Annotated in this window: 15 protein-coding genes; 3 read left to right on the forward strand and 12 right to left on the reverse strand. The window is 28.6% G+C overall.

Going from position 1 to position 14,338, the window contains the following annotated elements; translation table 11 throughout:
- Positions 1–55: 55 nt before the first annotated feature.
- The 9 genes from EGM88_RS05850 to EGM88_RS05890 all read right to left on the reverse strand — a co-directional run bounded on the left by EGM88_RS05850 (position 56) and on the right by EGM88_RS05890 (position 9,076).
- On the reverse strand, positions 56–1,852 hold the full coding sequence (locus EGM88_RS05850) for a hypothetical protein (protein ID WP_123897026.1): 1,797 nt from the start codon (positions 1,850–1,852) through the stop codon (positions 56–58).
- A gap of 167 nt (positions 1,853–2,019) precedes the next feature.
- Positions 2,020–2,802, reverse strand: coding sequence for an ABC transporter permease (locus EGM88_RS05855; protein WP_123897027.1), 783 nt, complete (start codon positions 2,800–2,802; stop codon positions 2,020–2,022).
- Between the two features lie 6 nt (positions 2,803–2,808).
- On the reverse strand, positions 2,809–3,537 hold the full coding sequence (locus EGM88_RS05860) for an ABC transporter ATP-binding protein (protein WP_123897028.1): 729 nt from the start codon (positions 3,535–3,537) through the stop codon (positions 2,809–2,811).
- Positions 3,530–4,771, reverse strand: a complete 1,242-nt coding sequence (locus tag EGM88_RS05865; protein WP_123897029.1) for a nitrous oxide reductase family maturation protein NosD — start codon at positions 4,769–4,771, stop codon at positions 3,530–3,532. The genes EGM88_RS05860 and EGM88_RS05865 overlap by 8 nt, the downstream gene beginning before the upstream one ends.
- Positions 4,772–4,800: 29 nt before the next feature.
- The gene (locus EGM88_RS05870) at positions 4,801–5,232 is read right to left on the reverse strand and encodes a nitrous oxide reductase accessory protein NosL (RefSeq protein WP_123897030.1); all 432 of its coding nucleotides are present in this window, start codon (positions 5,230–5,232) and stop codon (positions 4,801–4,803) included.
- Positions 5,229–5,840 (reverse strand): hypothetical protein, encoded by a 612-nt coding sequence (locus EGM88_RS05875; RefSeq protein ID WP_123897031.1) that lies wholly within the window; start codon positions 5,838–5,840, stop codon positions 5,229–5,231. The genes EGM88_RS05870 and EGM88_RS05875 overlap by 4 nt, the downstream gene beginning before the upstream one ends.
- A gap of 129 nt (positions 5,841–5,969) precedes the next feature.
- A complete protein-coding gene (gene nosZ / locus EGM88_RS05880) occupies positions 5,970–7,937 on the reverse strand; it encodes a Sec-dependent nitrous-oxide reductase (protein WP_123897032.1) in 1,968 nt (655 codons plus the stop codon).
- 28 nt (positions 7,938–7,965) lie between these two features.
- Positions 7,966–8,430 (reverse strand): cytochrome c, encoded by a 465-nt coding sequence (locus EGM88_RS05885; protein WP_123897033.1) that lies wholly within the window; start codon positions 8,428–8,430, stop codon positions 7,966–7,968.
- A 58-nt stretch (positions 8,431–8,488) separates the two neighbouring features.
- Positions 8,489–9,076 (reverse strand): fasciclin domain-containing protein, encoded by a 588-nt coding sequence (locus EGM88_RS05890; protein ID WP_123897034.1) that lies wholly within the window; start codon positions 9,074–9,076, stop codon positions 8,489–8,491.
- A 117-nt stretch (positions 9,077–9,193) separates the two neighbouring features.
- Between EGM88_RS05890 and EGM88_RS05895 the strand changes: the two genes are divergently transcribed.
- Positions 9,194–9,622, forward strand: coding sequence for an RrF2 family transcriptional regulator (locus EGM88_RS05895; RefSeq protein ID WP_123897035.1), 429 nt, complete (start codon positions 9,194–9,196; stop codon positions 9,620–9,622).
- 46 nt (positions 9,623–9,668) lie between these two features.
- Here EGM88_RS05895 and hemN read toward each other — a convergent pair whose 3' ends face one another.
- Complete coding sequence (hemN, locus tag EGM88_RS05900) at positions 9,669–11,036, reverse strand: oxygen-independent coproporphyrinogen III oxidase (protein ID WP_123897036.1); 1,368 nt, start codon at positions 11,034–11,036, stop codon at positions 9,669–9,671.
- Between the two features lie 118 nt (positions 11,037–11,154).
- On the opposite strand from hemN, the gene EGM88_RS05905 reads away from it, so the two are divergent.
- Positions 11,155–11,952 (forward strand): universal stress protein, encoded by a 798-nt coding sequence (locus tag EGM88_RS05905; protein WP_123897037.1) that lies wholly within the window; start codon positions 11,155–11,157, stop codon positions 11,950–11,952.
- A gap of 28 nt (positions 11,953–11,980) precedes the next feature.
- On the forward strand, positions 11,981–12,433 hold the full coding sequence (locus tag EGM88_RS05910) for a pyridoxamine 5'-phosphate oxidase family protein (protein WP_123897038.1): 453 nt from the start codon (positions 11,981–11,983) through the stop codon (positions 12,431–12,433).
- Positions 12,434–12,599: 166 nt separating this feature from the next.
- On the opposite strand, the gene EGM88_RS05915 is transcribed toward EGM88_RS05910, so the two are convergent.
- The gene (locus tag EGM88_RS05915) at positions 12,600–13,430 is read right to left on the reverse strand and encodes a universal stress protein (protein WP_123897039.1); all 831 of its coding nucleotides are present in this window, start codon (positions 13,428–13,430) and stop codon (positions 12,600–12,602) included.
- A gap of 15 nt (positions 13,431–13,445) precedes the next feature.
- Positions 13,446–14,291, reverse strand: a complete 846-nt coding sequence (locus tag EGM88_RS05920) for a universal stress protein (RefSeq protein ID WP_123897040.1) — start codon at positions 14,289–14,291, stop codon at positions 13,446–13,448.
- Positions 14,292–14,338 lie beyond the last annotated feature (47 nt).

Genomic DNA, 14,338 nt, shown 5'->3' on the forward strand with positions numbered 1-14,338 from the left:
TTTTTTAATCTTAGTGAATTGTTCTAGTATTATCTTAAGTATAGAAAACCTTAATTTAAACCATCCATTTTGCTTTTTCTATCTCTACAGTTATTTGATTTAATTTGTCTTTACTTTTATCTAATTCTTTAACTAAAGAAGACTTTATTTCATTAAAATGATTGTAAACTGTATTAAATACATTTTGATAATAAGTAATGCCATCTTTTAGGTTGTTACTGAATTTTTTTAAATATTTTTCCTGTTTCACATCCATATAGTCTTTTGATTCTTCAAATTTCTTTTTAAGATAATCTATATAAATGTTTAATTCTTTTATAAATAGATTTGGTCTATCCGATCTTGAAATCATATTTGCTCTACCATAAATATGATCTGTTATATTTTTTAAACTCATTTGATTAGAAAAATAGGCCATATTAGGTCCCGGACATATAGATACTCCAGGTCCTTCTTTTTTAGTCTCAACATGATAATTAAGTAAAGCTGAGGTGCCTAAACCAACACAAACACAAGATTTTTCAATAATTTTATTGTACTTTTTTTTGGTCTCGAGTTCAGATAAATTTTGTTTTTCAAGTTCTTTAATTTTTAAATATTGATATTTTCGTGATGCGGTACACAGTCCTTTTTTATCAAACTCATAGTTTAAAGCAACATATTTTTTAGGACAAGGACTTCCAGGTCTGTTTTTTGCGATATAACTGAATTTTTCTTCATCTTTAGTATTGCCTTTTAAATTGTTAAAAGGGACACCTAATGGTGAAATATCACTTAGATATAAATCTTTTTCTTTTGCATTTTCTAATTTTTTTAGAGTTTGATTATCTACTGTAGTGGCTTCTGGAACTAATAGAAATGGAGAGCCCCAACCTACAGAATCAACGTTATAGTATTCCAATAGAAATTGATGTTCTTCTGCTGTGCCTACACCTCCTTGGGCAGTTATTTTTAAGTCTAGTGGAGATTGTGGAACAACTCTGTTTTTATCTTTAAGAGCTTTTATAAATAGTTCATGTACCGTTTGCTTAATTTCATCTTTGTTATCTCTAAATTCTGCTAAAATAGGACCTAATAAATATCCATCAGTTGCAAAAGCATGACCGCCACAATTTAAACCAGATTCTACACGGTATTCAGAAACCCAAATCCCTTTTTTGGCTAAAAATTTTCCTTGAATTAAAGCAGAACGGTAATCGCTAACTTTTAGAACAATTTTCTTTTTGAATTCACCATTTTTATTTGGATAAAAGTCATCAAAGTTTTCTAAATAAGCATAAAGCCTTGGATTCATGCCTGCAGAGAGTATTAATGAAGATGTTAAATTACTTTCAGCAAAACCTCTTAAAGCTGCATGGGCATCATTAAATTCTATAGATAATTTTTTGTTTTTATTATAATTGTCCTTGTCAACTTTCGTCATAATATTAACATCAATACTTCCTTTAGTTATATTAGTATCAATCCACGATTTTAAATCGTCAAGGTTAAAATGTTGAGCAGTGAGTTTTTTAAATTCGTTTTTTATAGTTGAGCTATCTGGTAGCATATTAAAATAGTCTTTAACTCCAGAAACCGAATTTTTTAGTTCATTCAATTTTTTGTCAGCTAAATCATTCATTAGATTTAGATAAGAAGTAATTCGTTTAGCTCTAAAATCTTGAAATTTCTCAGTGATTTCTTTATAAGGAATCTCAAACTTTTCGCTGTACATTTTTCTTAGTTTTTCCAGTAGCATATCATCTACCAAAGAAATAACGGAATCTATACCTAAATGAGAAACTTTTAATGGTGTATCAATTGTATAACCAATACCCATTACAGGAATGTGAAATGTGTGTGTTTTTGTCATATATAAGTTTTGTTTTTTTGCAAAAAAGTAGCAAGGTCAAATGTAGAGTTAGTGTTGTATTAAAAACATGATGATTGTCATGTTTTTATAAGTAAGACCTTTTATAAATATCAATTAGATACGCTATCTGTTTTAAAAATGTTCCGGTTAAAAAGGAATAGAACAACTTAAAAGTCTTTTCGTTTCGATATATAAATGATTCTTAACGCAGGTAATATTACCCATAACAAAAGCACAAAAAAAGAAATTAGCATACCAGCATTTGTTCCAAAAAACTTTTGAAACACGGCACCAGTATAGCCAAGAAGAGCTGAGATATCAAGTTTTAATAAAACTAAAATACGAGATAAATCTATAGGATTAAACATCGTTGCTATTAACGAAAATTTATCTAATGGATATTCCTGAAGCATTACTAATGATATCAAAAAAAGTCCATCATAAATTACAGCCAAAAACAGCCAAACTAAAATGGCATAGCCAAAACCTTTTATTTTATTTTCATGAGATAATGCAATATTAAATGCTAATGCAACAAAAATAAATGTTAAAAAGGCTCCAACTAGTAGAAGGGAAGTAAAATTAAAAATGGCATTAGACTGTAGTAAGCCATAGGCTAAAAATGGAATACCAAGTCCAATAATTAAACTTAAAGATAAAGATAGAGCAACTCCTAAATATTGACCAATAAAAATTGTTGATCTTTTTAAAGGTTGTGCTAAGAGTAGCTCTGTAAATTCACGAGAATTGTAATAATACATAACACCAAAAATAGTTCCTATTAAAGGTGTAAGTACTACAATAACGTTCATTAAAGTGATTACAGCTTTAGAAACATCGTTATTAAGAAATAGCAATACAAAGCCTAAAGCCAAATAAAATAGAAAATATACATAACTCCAACTGCTACGCATTAAATCGTAAAAACTATATTTTAATATTTTAAACATATTATATCAATTGAATTTTGAATTGGTAGTAGTTAATATAGCAGCAATAGCATGTTCTAAATCTTTTTGATTGGTACTTTGTTTAATTTCTACCAAAGTGCCTTTGAAATATATTTTTCCATCTAAAAGAAATACAATTTCATCGGCCATTTCTTCAACAAAACTCATTATATGAGATGTAATTAAAATGGTTTTTCCTTTTTGCTTTTCTTCTAAAATTATTTTTTTAAGATTAAGTAATGAAATAGGGTCTAAACCAGTTGTGGGTTCATCTAAAATAATGAGTTCACTGTCAAACATAAAAGTTAATAGAATATTTACTTTTTGTTTTGTGCCACCAGATAAATTACCTAATTTTTTATCTAAGAATGGTAGTAACCCAAACAAATCAATTAAATTGTTATCAGTAGTAGGTTTGGGACGTAAATCTTTTACCATTTTTATTAATTCTTTTACACTTAGATTACTAGGAAAATTGGCAATTTGAGGCAAATAATTAATGTTATTTCTGTATTGATGTTTTTTTAATATATTTTTATCCTGTAGTTTTATTTCACCTTTATCGGGGATTACCATTCCTAAAATACTTTTAATCAAAGTAGTTTTTCCAGAACCATTAGGTCCTAAAACAGCAACAATACCTCCACTAGAAGTGTTAGAGTGAATAGATAAATCTAACCCTTTTAAAACTTCTACTTTTCCAAATTTTTTATGTAGGTTTTTAATTTTAATCATTTAAAACGGGACTCATTAAAGGGTTAATATCTTCCAATTCATCAGGGGTAAAAACAGGTGAAACTTTTTCAGAAAAATTAATAATATCTACAAATAAACTTCTTAATAAAACAATAGTTTCTGGGGTTTTATTGACAATATAAGAAAATAGTTTCACAGGACGGTAGGGGACATCTCCAATACCATTTTTATCTAAATCATAACCTGTGTATGAACTCCAGTAATTATTGTTAAATTTATTATCATGCATTTTACTATTGTAAGAAATGTCAAAAGAATTGTTTAAAAAGTTGTTTTGTTTAAAATTGTTGGTATAACAAGCTCCAGCAATTTTTACAGACCAACCATTGCTAATAAAGTTGTTTTTTGTGTAATTGATTCTAGTAGAGCCTTCTACGTTAATTCCAATGGTGTTTTCTTTAAAAGTATTGTTTTCTATTTCGGCATCATAAATTTCTTTTAGCAATAATCCGTAAGAGGCAGTTCCCCAGTTCTCCGTAAAAGTGTTTCCAGTCATTTTTATAAATTTTGAAAACATTACCGCAACACCAGCACCATTATTTTTAAAAGTATTATTGTGATATTCGTTGTTATTAGAAAACATAAAATGTAAGCCATAACGCATATTGTTGTAACTTTGATTATTTAGTATTTTACTTTCTTTTACAAACTCTAGGTAGATGCCATCTCGTAAATTAAATACTTCGTTATCTGAAATAGTAATATTAGAACAATTCCATAAATGGATTCCATTTCCAGATGATGATTGATTTACAGCATTACTAGAAACTTTATTGGCTGTTATAATTCCCTGATGTGATTTTTCTAATAAATAGCCAAAAAATACATTTTCTAATGAATTATTTTCAAATTTAAAATTGTTACTCTGAGAAATTAAAACCGCAGCATAATCTTTAGTATAACTTTGTCCAGGATTTTTAATTGTTAGCCCAGAAACAGTTACACTATCAGATTTTACTATGAGTATATAACTTTTATTTTCTCCATCAATAATTGGGTTGTTTTTACCTATAATATGTAATGGTTTATCAATTGTAATATCGCTTTCATAATAAGTGCCTTTGTGAATAATAATTTTATTATGAGGTTTTGATTTGGCAATGGCATCAGTCAAAGTTTTGACATCACACGCTTTACATACATCAATAGATTGAGAATAACTAGTTAAAATAATGCTATTAAATAGTAAAAATGTAAGTGCTGCTTTGAACATTGTATCAACTAATTGTTTGATTTACGTTTTTATTTAAAACTCTGTGTTTTTATTTCTTGCCAAGTATATAATTTATCCTTGTATGATTTCAGAAACTTTTTAGCTTCTTCTTTAGAAGCAAATGCTGATAAATTTGCACCCATTGGACTTTTAATTGTTGAACTGATTAAGTACGTTGCGGTTTTAGCATCTATTAATGTTGCCGGATTTAGATAATCTGTCACTAAAATCAATTCAATTTTACTAGTATCTCGGTCAAGTAAATCATTTATTAGACATTCAACCGCATCATATTTAAAGGGTTTTCCTTTTTTGGTTATCATTTGTGCGGCATGCGTTTTTTGTACAATAGTCATTTTACAATAACGACAAGCATCTTTACCATATTCAATTTTTGATGGTTTTATAGAACATGCAAAAACTAGATTTAACATCAATAAAAGTAGAATAAGTTTTTTCATATCTTTTTAGTTTCTTTTTTACCTATAAAAAATGCAATTACAGTTAATATCATTCCAATAAACATCATGTAGGCACCTGTATGTGGATATGAAAACGCATCAAAATTTAATAAAACTTTGTGTCCAATTAGAGGAGGGTCGTATTTCATTGGATTACCTTGATCATCTACCATTTTTAAAATGGCATTAGGATCTAGATTACTTCCGTAATCAACCAACCATAAATGAAAGTCATACATACCTAAAATGCCTAAAATAGACATTAATATAAACCAACCTAAAAACCATTTATATGAAACTTTGCCTGTCATACCTAAAATTCCTATTAGTACTCCTAAGATTACCATACCAGCAATTACTTTTGGAAAAACAGAAAATTCCCACATATCTTCTGGTTTGGGGATAGTTTTCATACCAATATAGTGGTTTAGTCCATCAATGTTTTGTAAATCAAATTCTGAGGCACCTTGAATGCCAGTTATATAAATATCCAACCCTAATGGTTCTGGATATTGTGGAGCTCCTAACATAATATTCCATAAAGGAAATTTAAATAGGCCCAAGAGTAATAAGGAGCCAATAATCATAATAAAACCGGCTTTTTTCATTGTTTTTGTTTTTTGTTTTTGTCTAAGAGGCTAGAACTTTTAATAGTTCTGAAGGATTATTACAAAAAGGCTGTATCAAACTAAAGGATTGAAATTTTCAATACAGCCTTTTCAAACTAAAATAACATATTATTCACCGTCTAAAGACCAAGACAAATCAATGTTAGATTCTTTAGGGGATACTCTAATATACCCTTGCATTTCTTGATGTAATGCTGAACAGAAATCTGTACAATAAAATGGCCAAACACCTACTTGTTTGGGTTCCCATAGAATGGTTTTAGTTTGTCCTGGCATTACTAAAATTTCAGAGGTGTTAGCTCCAATCATTGCAAAACCATGAGGTACATCAAAATCCTGTTCTAGGTTTGTGATGTGGAAATATACTTTATCACCTACTTTTATACCTTCTATATTATCAGGTGTAAAGTGACTTCTAATCATAGACATACTAATATGAACTTCATTTCCATTTCTGGTTACTTTAGCGTCACTTTGATTGGTTACTGCATAAGGATGTTTATTTTCATCTAATCGATATATTTTCTGAGAATTGTCTTTTATTAAATCTGCAGGAATAGCAGCAGCATAATGTGGTTCTCCATGAGTAGGAAAATCATAAATTAATTCCATTTTATCACCTGTAATGTCGTATAATTGAGCAGAATGTTCTAACTCAGGGCCTGTTGGTAAATAACGGTCTTTTGTAATTTTATTCATAGCAACTACATATTTACCAAAAGGTTTACGAGAATTACCTCCAGGAATCATTAAGTGACCTACAGAATAATAGGTTGGTTTTCTATCAATAACCTCCCAAGTACCCACTTTCCATTTTACAACTTCAGAGGAAATAAAGAAAGTGGTGTACGCATTTCCTTTATCATCAAATTCTGTGTGTAATGGACCTAAACCACCAGATTTAACAGTACCTGCTAAAATATCTTCAAAGTTTAAAATTGGAATACCGTAAGCATCACCATCAAATTTTTTATTTTCAATTGCGTCTAACATTTTAGTAAAGGAATGTATCGTTAAATCAGCTGATAATTTACCATTACCAATGATATATTCACCAGAAGGGTCAACATCACAACCATGAGGTGATTTTGGTGTAGGTAATAAATAAACTGCCCCAGGTATTTCAGTTGGATCTACAGTAAGTACTTCTTTTATCATGGTTGATGTAGCTGAATGAGAATGTTCATCATATACATTATGTGCATAATTGGTAGGCATTATTTTACCACCACCATTATTTACATATTCTTCAATTTTTTTCCAGTTAATTGCAGCAATAAAGTCTTTATCATTTTGAGATGCATTAACTTCTAATAATGAATTCGCTTCTTCTGTATTGTAGGTAGTAAAGAAAAACCATCCGTGAGATTTATTTCTTCCAGGGTGAGATAAGTCATAGTTAAAACCAGGCATTAATACTTGAAATTTAATTGCCATTCTACCTGTTTCTTGATCTACTTTAATAAAAGACAAAGCACCTTTAAAATTACCTTTGTATTCACTAATAGGCATATCTTTTTGAGGAACAGGAATTGAAAAACGAGTACCTGCAACTACATATTCTGTATTTTCTGTAACAAATGAAGAACTGTGATTTCCAGCACTATTTGGTACCTCAATAATTTCTTCTGTTTCAAAGGTTTTAAGACTAATTCTTGCAATACGAGGTGTGTTGTTTCCATTTATGAATATCCAACGGCCATCTAATTCTCCATTTGTTTGAGAAATATCTGGATGGTGAGAATCATCCCAAGGTACAAAACCAAAAGAGGTATTTAACATGGGTACAGTTTCTTCTGAATATCCATAACCACTGGTTGGAAATTGAGAAAATACAGGAATTTCTTTAAACATTCTTCCAGAAGGTAATCCGTAAACTGTTAAATTTCCACTATAACCACCAGACATAAATGCATAAAACTCGTCGTGTTCGCCAGGGGCAACATATACTTTTTCTGCGTTGCTGCTTCTTAAAGCACCGTCGCTTCCAGAAGATTTTCCATTGTTATTACCACAGCTACTCAGTAAAAAAGTAGCAGATAACAACAGCATTATTAATTTGAAAGTTGTTTTCATGTGATTTATTTTAATTAAAGTTTGATTATTATAAGGTTCTAAAATATTCTAAGATGGATCTCGCTTGCTCTTCTGTTAAATTTTGATTAGACATTGGCGATAAATACTCTGCTAATAATGCTTTAGCAATAGGATCTTCTTTTACCATAACATCTGGGTTTAAAATCATATTCATAACCCATTCAGGTGAACGTCTATTTAAAATGTCTTTGGGAGCTGGGCCAATAAACTTTTTATCAACTTTGTGACATGCGGTACACATTTGCTCATACACTTCTTTACCTTTAGCGGCTAATTCGTGATCTATTTCTTCTGCTAATGTTACACTTTTTACAGGTCCGATACCCTTGTTTTGCATAGGGTCAGTGCTAGCAGGTTCTTCAGTAACAGTTTCTTTTATTGTTTTTTCTACACCATCTTTTTTTGCTTTATCACCACAACTCACTAAAAAGATTAGAGAGAATACTACCATACTTAAAATTATTTTTTTCATTATTTTAGTTTTAGATTATTGATTTATATTCCTATTTATTATTAAAAATTATTGTTTTTTACTTGTTTGTTGGAATAATTACATCGTCTATAACATGTATCCATCCATTACTCACTTTTACAGTTTTTAAAATTTTAGTATCTCCTACGTAAAGACCATCTTCTTTCTTTAGAACATTTAAATATTCTCCAGAAGCCATATATAATTTACGTCCTTTTTCAGCTTCTTTTTCTAATTGGGAATCAGGATAATTAGCTGGGGCAACATGATTTTTTAAGATATAAGCTAATTTTTCCTTGTTTCCGGGTTTAACTAGGTTTTCTAATGTACCTGAAGGTAATTTGTCAAAAGCACTGTTGGTGGGAGCGAAGATTGTTAAAGGACCAACGTTTACTACTGAGTTTTCTACACCTGCGGTTTCTATGGCAGTTACAAGAGTGGTGAAATCAGGTAAAGATTTAGCTACTTGTAATGCATTTGAATCAGAAATATCATCTGTAATGGAAGCCTGACCTTGATTTTCTGCTTCTTGTTTTGAATTTTGTTCTATTGTGTTCCCTTTTGTTTTATTATCAGTATGATTTTTATTTGTGCATGAAATAACAATGGCAAACACTAAAATAGGTATTAAAGTTGCTGGTTTCATAATTGTTGATTTATATTTGACACAAAAATAATGTTGATGTACTGATAAAAATATGATATTTATCATATAAAAAGACTTTTTTATCTTTTTATTTTGTCAGAGCTAAAATAATGAAAAATGTTATCAAAATCAAGTACTTATGCAATTAGAGCCGTATTATATTTATCTCTTAATTCGAATGAAGAAAAAAAATTTAGTCCGTGGCAAATAGCCGATGATATTGATATTCCAGCACCATTTTTAGCCAAAACTTTACAAGAGCTTACAAGACGTAACTTTATTTCTTCGAAGAAGGGGAGAAATGGGGGGTTTTATTTATCTGATGACAATCGATTAAATTCGTTAATATCAATTGTTAATGCCATAGATGGATTAGGAAAATTTAAAGAATGTGCTTTAGGTCTATCTGAATGTAATGGTAGTAACCCTTGTCCGTTACATAATGCAATAACTCCTTTAAGGAATAAATTGATAAATGAGTTAAGTGATAAAACTATAGCTGATTATACTAGAGAAATGAAAGAAGGAAAAATTCACGTTTTTTGAGTTTTTCCTTCTAAAAGTTAACCAAAAGTTTTAGTAGTTATAACAATTAAATAGTCATCGAAAATAATTCTGTATCTGGTTTGTTTCTTACCATTCTTAAATCAAAAGCCATACAAATATTTCTCACAAAAGCCCTTGCATTTTTTGGTACAAGAAGCTCTTCATCTACTATTACTACTAATCCATCTTTTTCAAGTTCTTTTAATCGATTTATGGTTTCAGGTAATTCTTTAAATTTTAATTTATCACTTTTCCATGAAGTTCTAAAGTGACACATTATATTTAAAATGTGTCTTCTTATTATTAAATCTTCTTCAGTTAATAAATGTCCTTTAATCAAAGGTATTTTACCATTTTCAATTTGTTGTTGATATGCTTTTACAGACTTTTCATTTTGAGCAAAACTATACCAAGAATCACTAATAGCAGACATTCCTAAACCAATCATTAGCTGGGTTGGGTTGGTAGTATAACCCATGAAATTTCTATGTAAATTAGCACTGTTAAAAGCATTAAATAGAGCATCTGAAGGCAACGAGAAATGATCCATTCCTGTTTCAATATAACCTAAATTGAGTAACATATGTTTGCCTATTTCGTACAACTTTCTTTTTTCTTCACCTTTAGGTATATCAGAATCTTTAAAGCCTCGTTGTCCAACTCCTTTAATCCAAGGCACGTGAGCATAACTATAAAATGAAATTCGCTCTGGTTTTAAATCCATTGTTTTTTTAATACTGTCAATAATATCACCTACTGTTTGAAAAGGTAATCCAAAAATTAAATCGTGACTTATAGAAGTGTAACCAATATCTCTAGCCCATTCTGTTACATTTTTTACATTTTCAAAAGGTTGTATTCTATTAATAGCTTTTTGTACTTTTTCTGAATAATCTTGTACACCAAAGCTAACTCTAGTAAAACCTAAATTATATAGTGTTTGTAGATGTTTTTTTGTTGTATTGTTAGGGTGTCCTTCAAAACTAAATTCAAAATCTTGGTGTAAATCAACTGAAGATAAAATAGATTTTATTAAATTTTCTAAATTGGAGGTCTCAAAAAATGTAGGTGTTCCTCCGCCTAAGTGTAATTCTCTTAATAAGGGTTTTTTATCAAAGTGTTGCAAATATAATTCCCATTCCTTTAGAAGCGATTTGATATAGGGAGTTTCTACATCATGTCTTTTTGTAATATGTTTGTGACATGCACAGAATGTGCATAAACTTTCGCAAAAAGGAAGATGAATGTATAAACTAATACCTTTCGTTGAATTACTTTCTTCAAATGAATGTTTTATGGTTTGTATCCAACTATCTTCATTAATACTATCTTCATCCCAATAAGGTACCGTAGGATAGCTAGTGTATCTTGGTCCAGGTACATTATACTTTTGTATTAATGTTGTTTTCGACATGATAATATTATTATTTTATGAAATCAAAGGTAATAGTATGCTTAAGTATCCACAATGATATTTGTCATACTTTAGAATTCAATTAAATTGTATATTTATTAATGAAAATATAACAGTTATGACCAATATACTTTTACTAACAGATTTTTCTAAAAATGCAAACAATGCTATAAGATATGGCATGCAGCTATTTAGAGGTGAACCATGTAATTTTTATGTGTTAAATGTTCAAAAAATTTCTAAATATATCACTAGTGATTTACTAACTTCTCCTAATAAAACGGTGTACGATGCAGTAATTAAAAATCCAAAAAAGAAATTGAATATTTTAGTAAATGATTTAAAAAGAGAATATGCTAGTGAATCTTATACTATTGATGGAATATGTAATTACGACAGTTTTATAAGTTCAGTAAAACAGGTAATTCAATCTAAAAATATTGACTTAATAATAATGGGAACAAATGGTGTTTCTGGTATTAAAGAAACTGTTTTTGGATCAAATACAGTACATGTGTTAAAGAATATTACTTTACCTACATTGGTTGTTCCAGAGAATTATAAATTTACAAAGCCAGAAAATATTTTATTTATTTATGATACTAAATTTAATGACGATAGCATTAAACCATTAATGTATTTTATTTCAAAATTTAATGCTAGTTTAAAAGTGTCAGCTGCTAAAAAAGAGAATCAAAATAATATAATTACTAGTATTTTTAACGGTGTTAATATTGATTTTATAAAGACTAATTATAGTCTTGAGAAAAATACAATAGAGCAAATTGTAGCAAAATATAACATTGAGATGATTTCGAAAATTATAAATACCAAATCATTTTTTAAAAGAGTATTTTCTACGTCAACATCTACAAATCTTACTTATGCTAGTAAGGTTCCATTGTTATTTTTGTAAATTTATAAGGTTATTAATCTGGTGCGTTATGGTTAAAACAATAAATACAAAAGAATGTATTCGTATTTTAAAGAATAACTACATAGGTTATTTGTCATATTTAGTATTGCGTATACCGTATGTTGTGCCTATAACTTATTTTTATGATAAAAATGATCATACTTTAGTTTTTTATTCTGCTGAAGGGCAGAAAATTAAAGCTATGAGAACTAACCCTAACGTGTCAATGTCTGTTACAGAAATTAACGCTATAAATAATTGGAACTCTGTTTCAGTTAGAGGAGTTTTTGAAGAATTAGAAGGTGTAAGTGCAAAAGCAAAACTTCATGATTTTTCATTAGGCATAAAAGATCTAATTAGAATTAAAGAGCATAAGAAAATGAGTTTTTTAAATGAGTTTTCAAGTAAAATGTTTGATCAAAAATCGTCTATTATTTTTATAATAAAGAATCTTGAAATTACAGGATTAAAACGAGGTTAGTATTAAAAAAATAATTACTAATAGTAATTATCTTATTTATCTACAAGTTCATAAAGGGATGTCTTTTTCAGAATAACTTCATTTAAGATAAACATCATATTATTCTCATTCAAAAAGGATTAGTAATTACTTTAAGAGAGAGACAATCTTATGCTTTAAATTTTTTCTATTCTGGTATTATTAATACTGGAATTTTAGGATGAAAAATTAATTTTTTAATTACAGGTTCTCTTAAAATATTCTCTATTAGACTATGTCTGTAATTTACCATAACCAATAGGTCAATTTTAAATTCTTCAATAAAATTTTCAATACTATTCGATTTTTTGTCATTGTCTTTTATAAAGTGAAAACTAAAGGTGAAATTATTTAAATGATTACTTAATAATTCTTTGTTATACTCTTGAATATCAGTTAGTGAGCCTTCTTTGTTTATATGGATAACTTTAATTTCTGACGTGTAAAGTTCAGTTATACTTTTAAGAGGTTCTATTTCTCTATCATCATAAAAACGGCTAAAATCAGTTGGAAATGCAATTTGCTTAGGTGTAACAAATTGTTGTTTGTCAGGAACTACTATAATAGGACAACTTTTTATTTTTTTAACAATTTCTATAGTATTACTACCCGCAAAATAATCGATAGAAGCTGTTGTACCTTTGGTACCCATAACAATAAAATCAATGGCATTTTCTTTTACCGATTTATCAATAGCAATACTCAATTTTTTGTCACAAATAATACATTTAAAGTTATGCTTACTATTTGTATTTTTCTTATTTAATTTAGAAACCGTTTCTTTAGTTTTTATTTCACCTTCTTCTTTTACCTTATTTACATAATGTGGCGTTATATGGGTTCTAGATTCTGGATTTATAAAATAAGTAGAATGCAATATGTGAAAAGTACAATTTACATTAGCATATAAACTAATAGCATAATCTATAGCTGTTTTGGCATTCTTTGAGAAATCAGTTGGTATTAAAATGTTTTTCATATGAGTATAAAAGAATTAAAATTCTGAAGGTACTACCAAAAATGGAATGGTTAAGTTAAATCCTATTTGATCAATTACTTTTTTAAAGAATAAATTCTCTAAAAATGTATGTTTATTTTTTACCATCATTAGCAGGTGAATGTACGTTGTTTTTTGAAAATCATTTATGGCATTAGGAATGGCTTGATCTGGTACAGTATGAAAAATATGATCAATTCCGTTTAACATATTATCTAATTTATCTTTGTTTTGCTTTTCTGTTTCATTTAATTCATTACCCGATGAAACATGAAGTATGTGAACAGTAGATTTATACATTTTAGCTATGTTTTTTAACACCATAAGATGATTTGAAGTATAATCTATTTTATAATCTGTTGGGTAGAGTATTTCTTTAGGTTTTTCAAAAAAGAATCCGTCAGGAATTGCCAATACTGGACATTTAACTTTTTTTATAGTATGTACTGTATTAGAACCAAATAAAACTTCTTGAAGTCCTGAAGCACCTTTTGTACCCATTATAACTAAATCTAAGTTAAGTTTTTCAACAAGAAATTCTATTTCTTCAGTTAATAAGCTAAACGATGAAATTAATTCAAATTTATGTTTAGGATTATTGTACTTTTCAATTACATATTTTTTTAATGCTTCTAGTTGTTCTTTAGAATTATTACGTACAATATCTACAACTCCACCTACATGACCGCCTGTATTCATTTGGTAATCGTAATTGTATATTACAGGTGTATAGGTGTTTAAAAAGTGAAATGTACATTCAGAATCTTGAAATAATTCTAAAGCATAATCAATCGCATTTTTAGAAATTTCAGAAAAGTCGGTAGGTAAAAGAATCTGTTTCATAATGTAAGTTTTAAAAAATTGTAAAATAACAAAAAATTGATTTTATC

It is taken from the genome of Aureibaculum marinum, from assembly GCF_003813905.1.
Lineage (GTDB): Bacteria > Bacteroidota > Bacteroidia > Flavobacteriales > Flavobacteriaceae > Aureibaculum > Aureibaculum marinum.

Coding starts and splice junctions, on each gene's coding strand:
- EGM88_RS05915 (WP_123897039.1), bottom strand. CDS start 13,430: ATGAAAAACATTTTAATACCAACTGATTTCTCAAAGAATGCCAAAACA.
- EGM88_RS05885 (WP_123897033.1), bottom strand. CDS start 8,430: ATGAAAAAAATAATTTTAAGTATGGTAGTATTCTCTCTAATCTTTTTA.
- EGM88_RS05865 (WP_123897029.1), bottom strand. CDS start 4,771: ATGTTCAAAGCAGCACTTACATTTTTACTATTTAATAGCATTATTTTA.
- hemN (WP_123897036.1), bottom strand. CDS start 11,036: ATGTCGAAAACAACATTAATACAAAAGTATAATGTACCTGGACCAAGA.
- EGM88_RS05920 (WP_123897040.1), bottom strand. CDS start 14,291: ATGAAACAGATTCTTTTACCTACCGACTTTTCTGAAATTTCTAAAAAT.
- EGM88_RS05850 (WP_123897026.1), bottom strand. CDS start 1,852: ATGACAAAAACACACACATTTCACATTCCTGTAATGGGTATTGGTTAT.
- nosZ (WP_123897032.1), bottom strand. CDS start 7,937: ATGAAAACAACTTTCAAATTAATAATGCTGTTGTTATCTGCTACTTTT.
- EGM88_RS05890 (WP_123897034.1), bottom strand. CDS start 9,076: ATGAAACCAGCAACTTTAATACCTATTTTAGTGTTTGCCATTGTTATT.
- EGM88_RS05895 (WP_123897035.1), top strand. CDS start 9,194: ATGTTATCAAAATCAAGTACTTATGCAATTAGAGCCGTATTATATTTA.
- EGM88_RS05870 (WP_123897030.1), bottom strand. CDS start 5,232: ATGAAAAAACTTATTCTACTTTTATTGATGTTAAATCTAGTTTTTGCA.
- EGM88_RS05875 (WP_123897031.1), bottom strand. CDS start 5,840: ATGAAAAAAGCCGGTTTTATTATGATTATTGGCTCCTTATTACTCTTG.
- EGM88_RS05855 (WP_123897027.1), bottom strand. CDS start 2,802: ATGTTTAAAATATTAAAATATAGTTTTTACGATTTAATGCGTAGCAGT.
- EGM88_RS05860 (WP_123897028.1), bottom strand. CDS start 3,537: ATGATTAAAATTAAAAACCTACATAAAAAATTTGGAAAAGTAGAAGTT.
- EGM88_RS05905 (WP_123897037.1), top strand. CDS start 11,155: ATGACCAATATACTTTTACTAACAGATTTTTCTAAAAATGCAAACAAT.
- EGM88_RS05910 (WP_123897038.1), top strand. CDS start 11,981: ATGGTTAAAACAATAAATACAAAAGAATGTATTCGTATTTTAAAGAAT.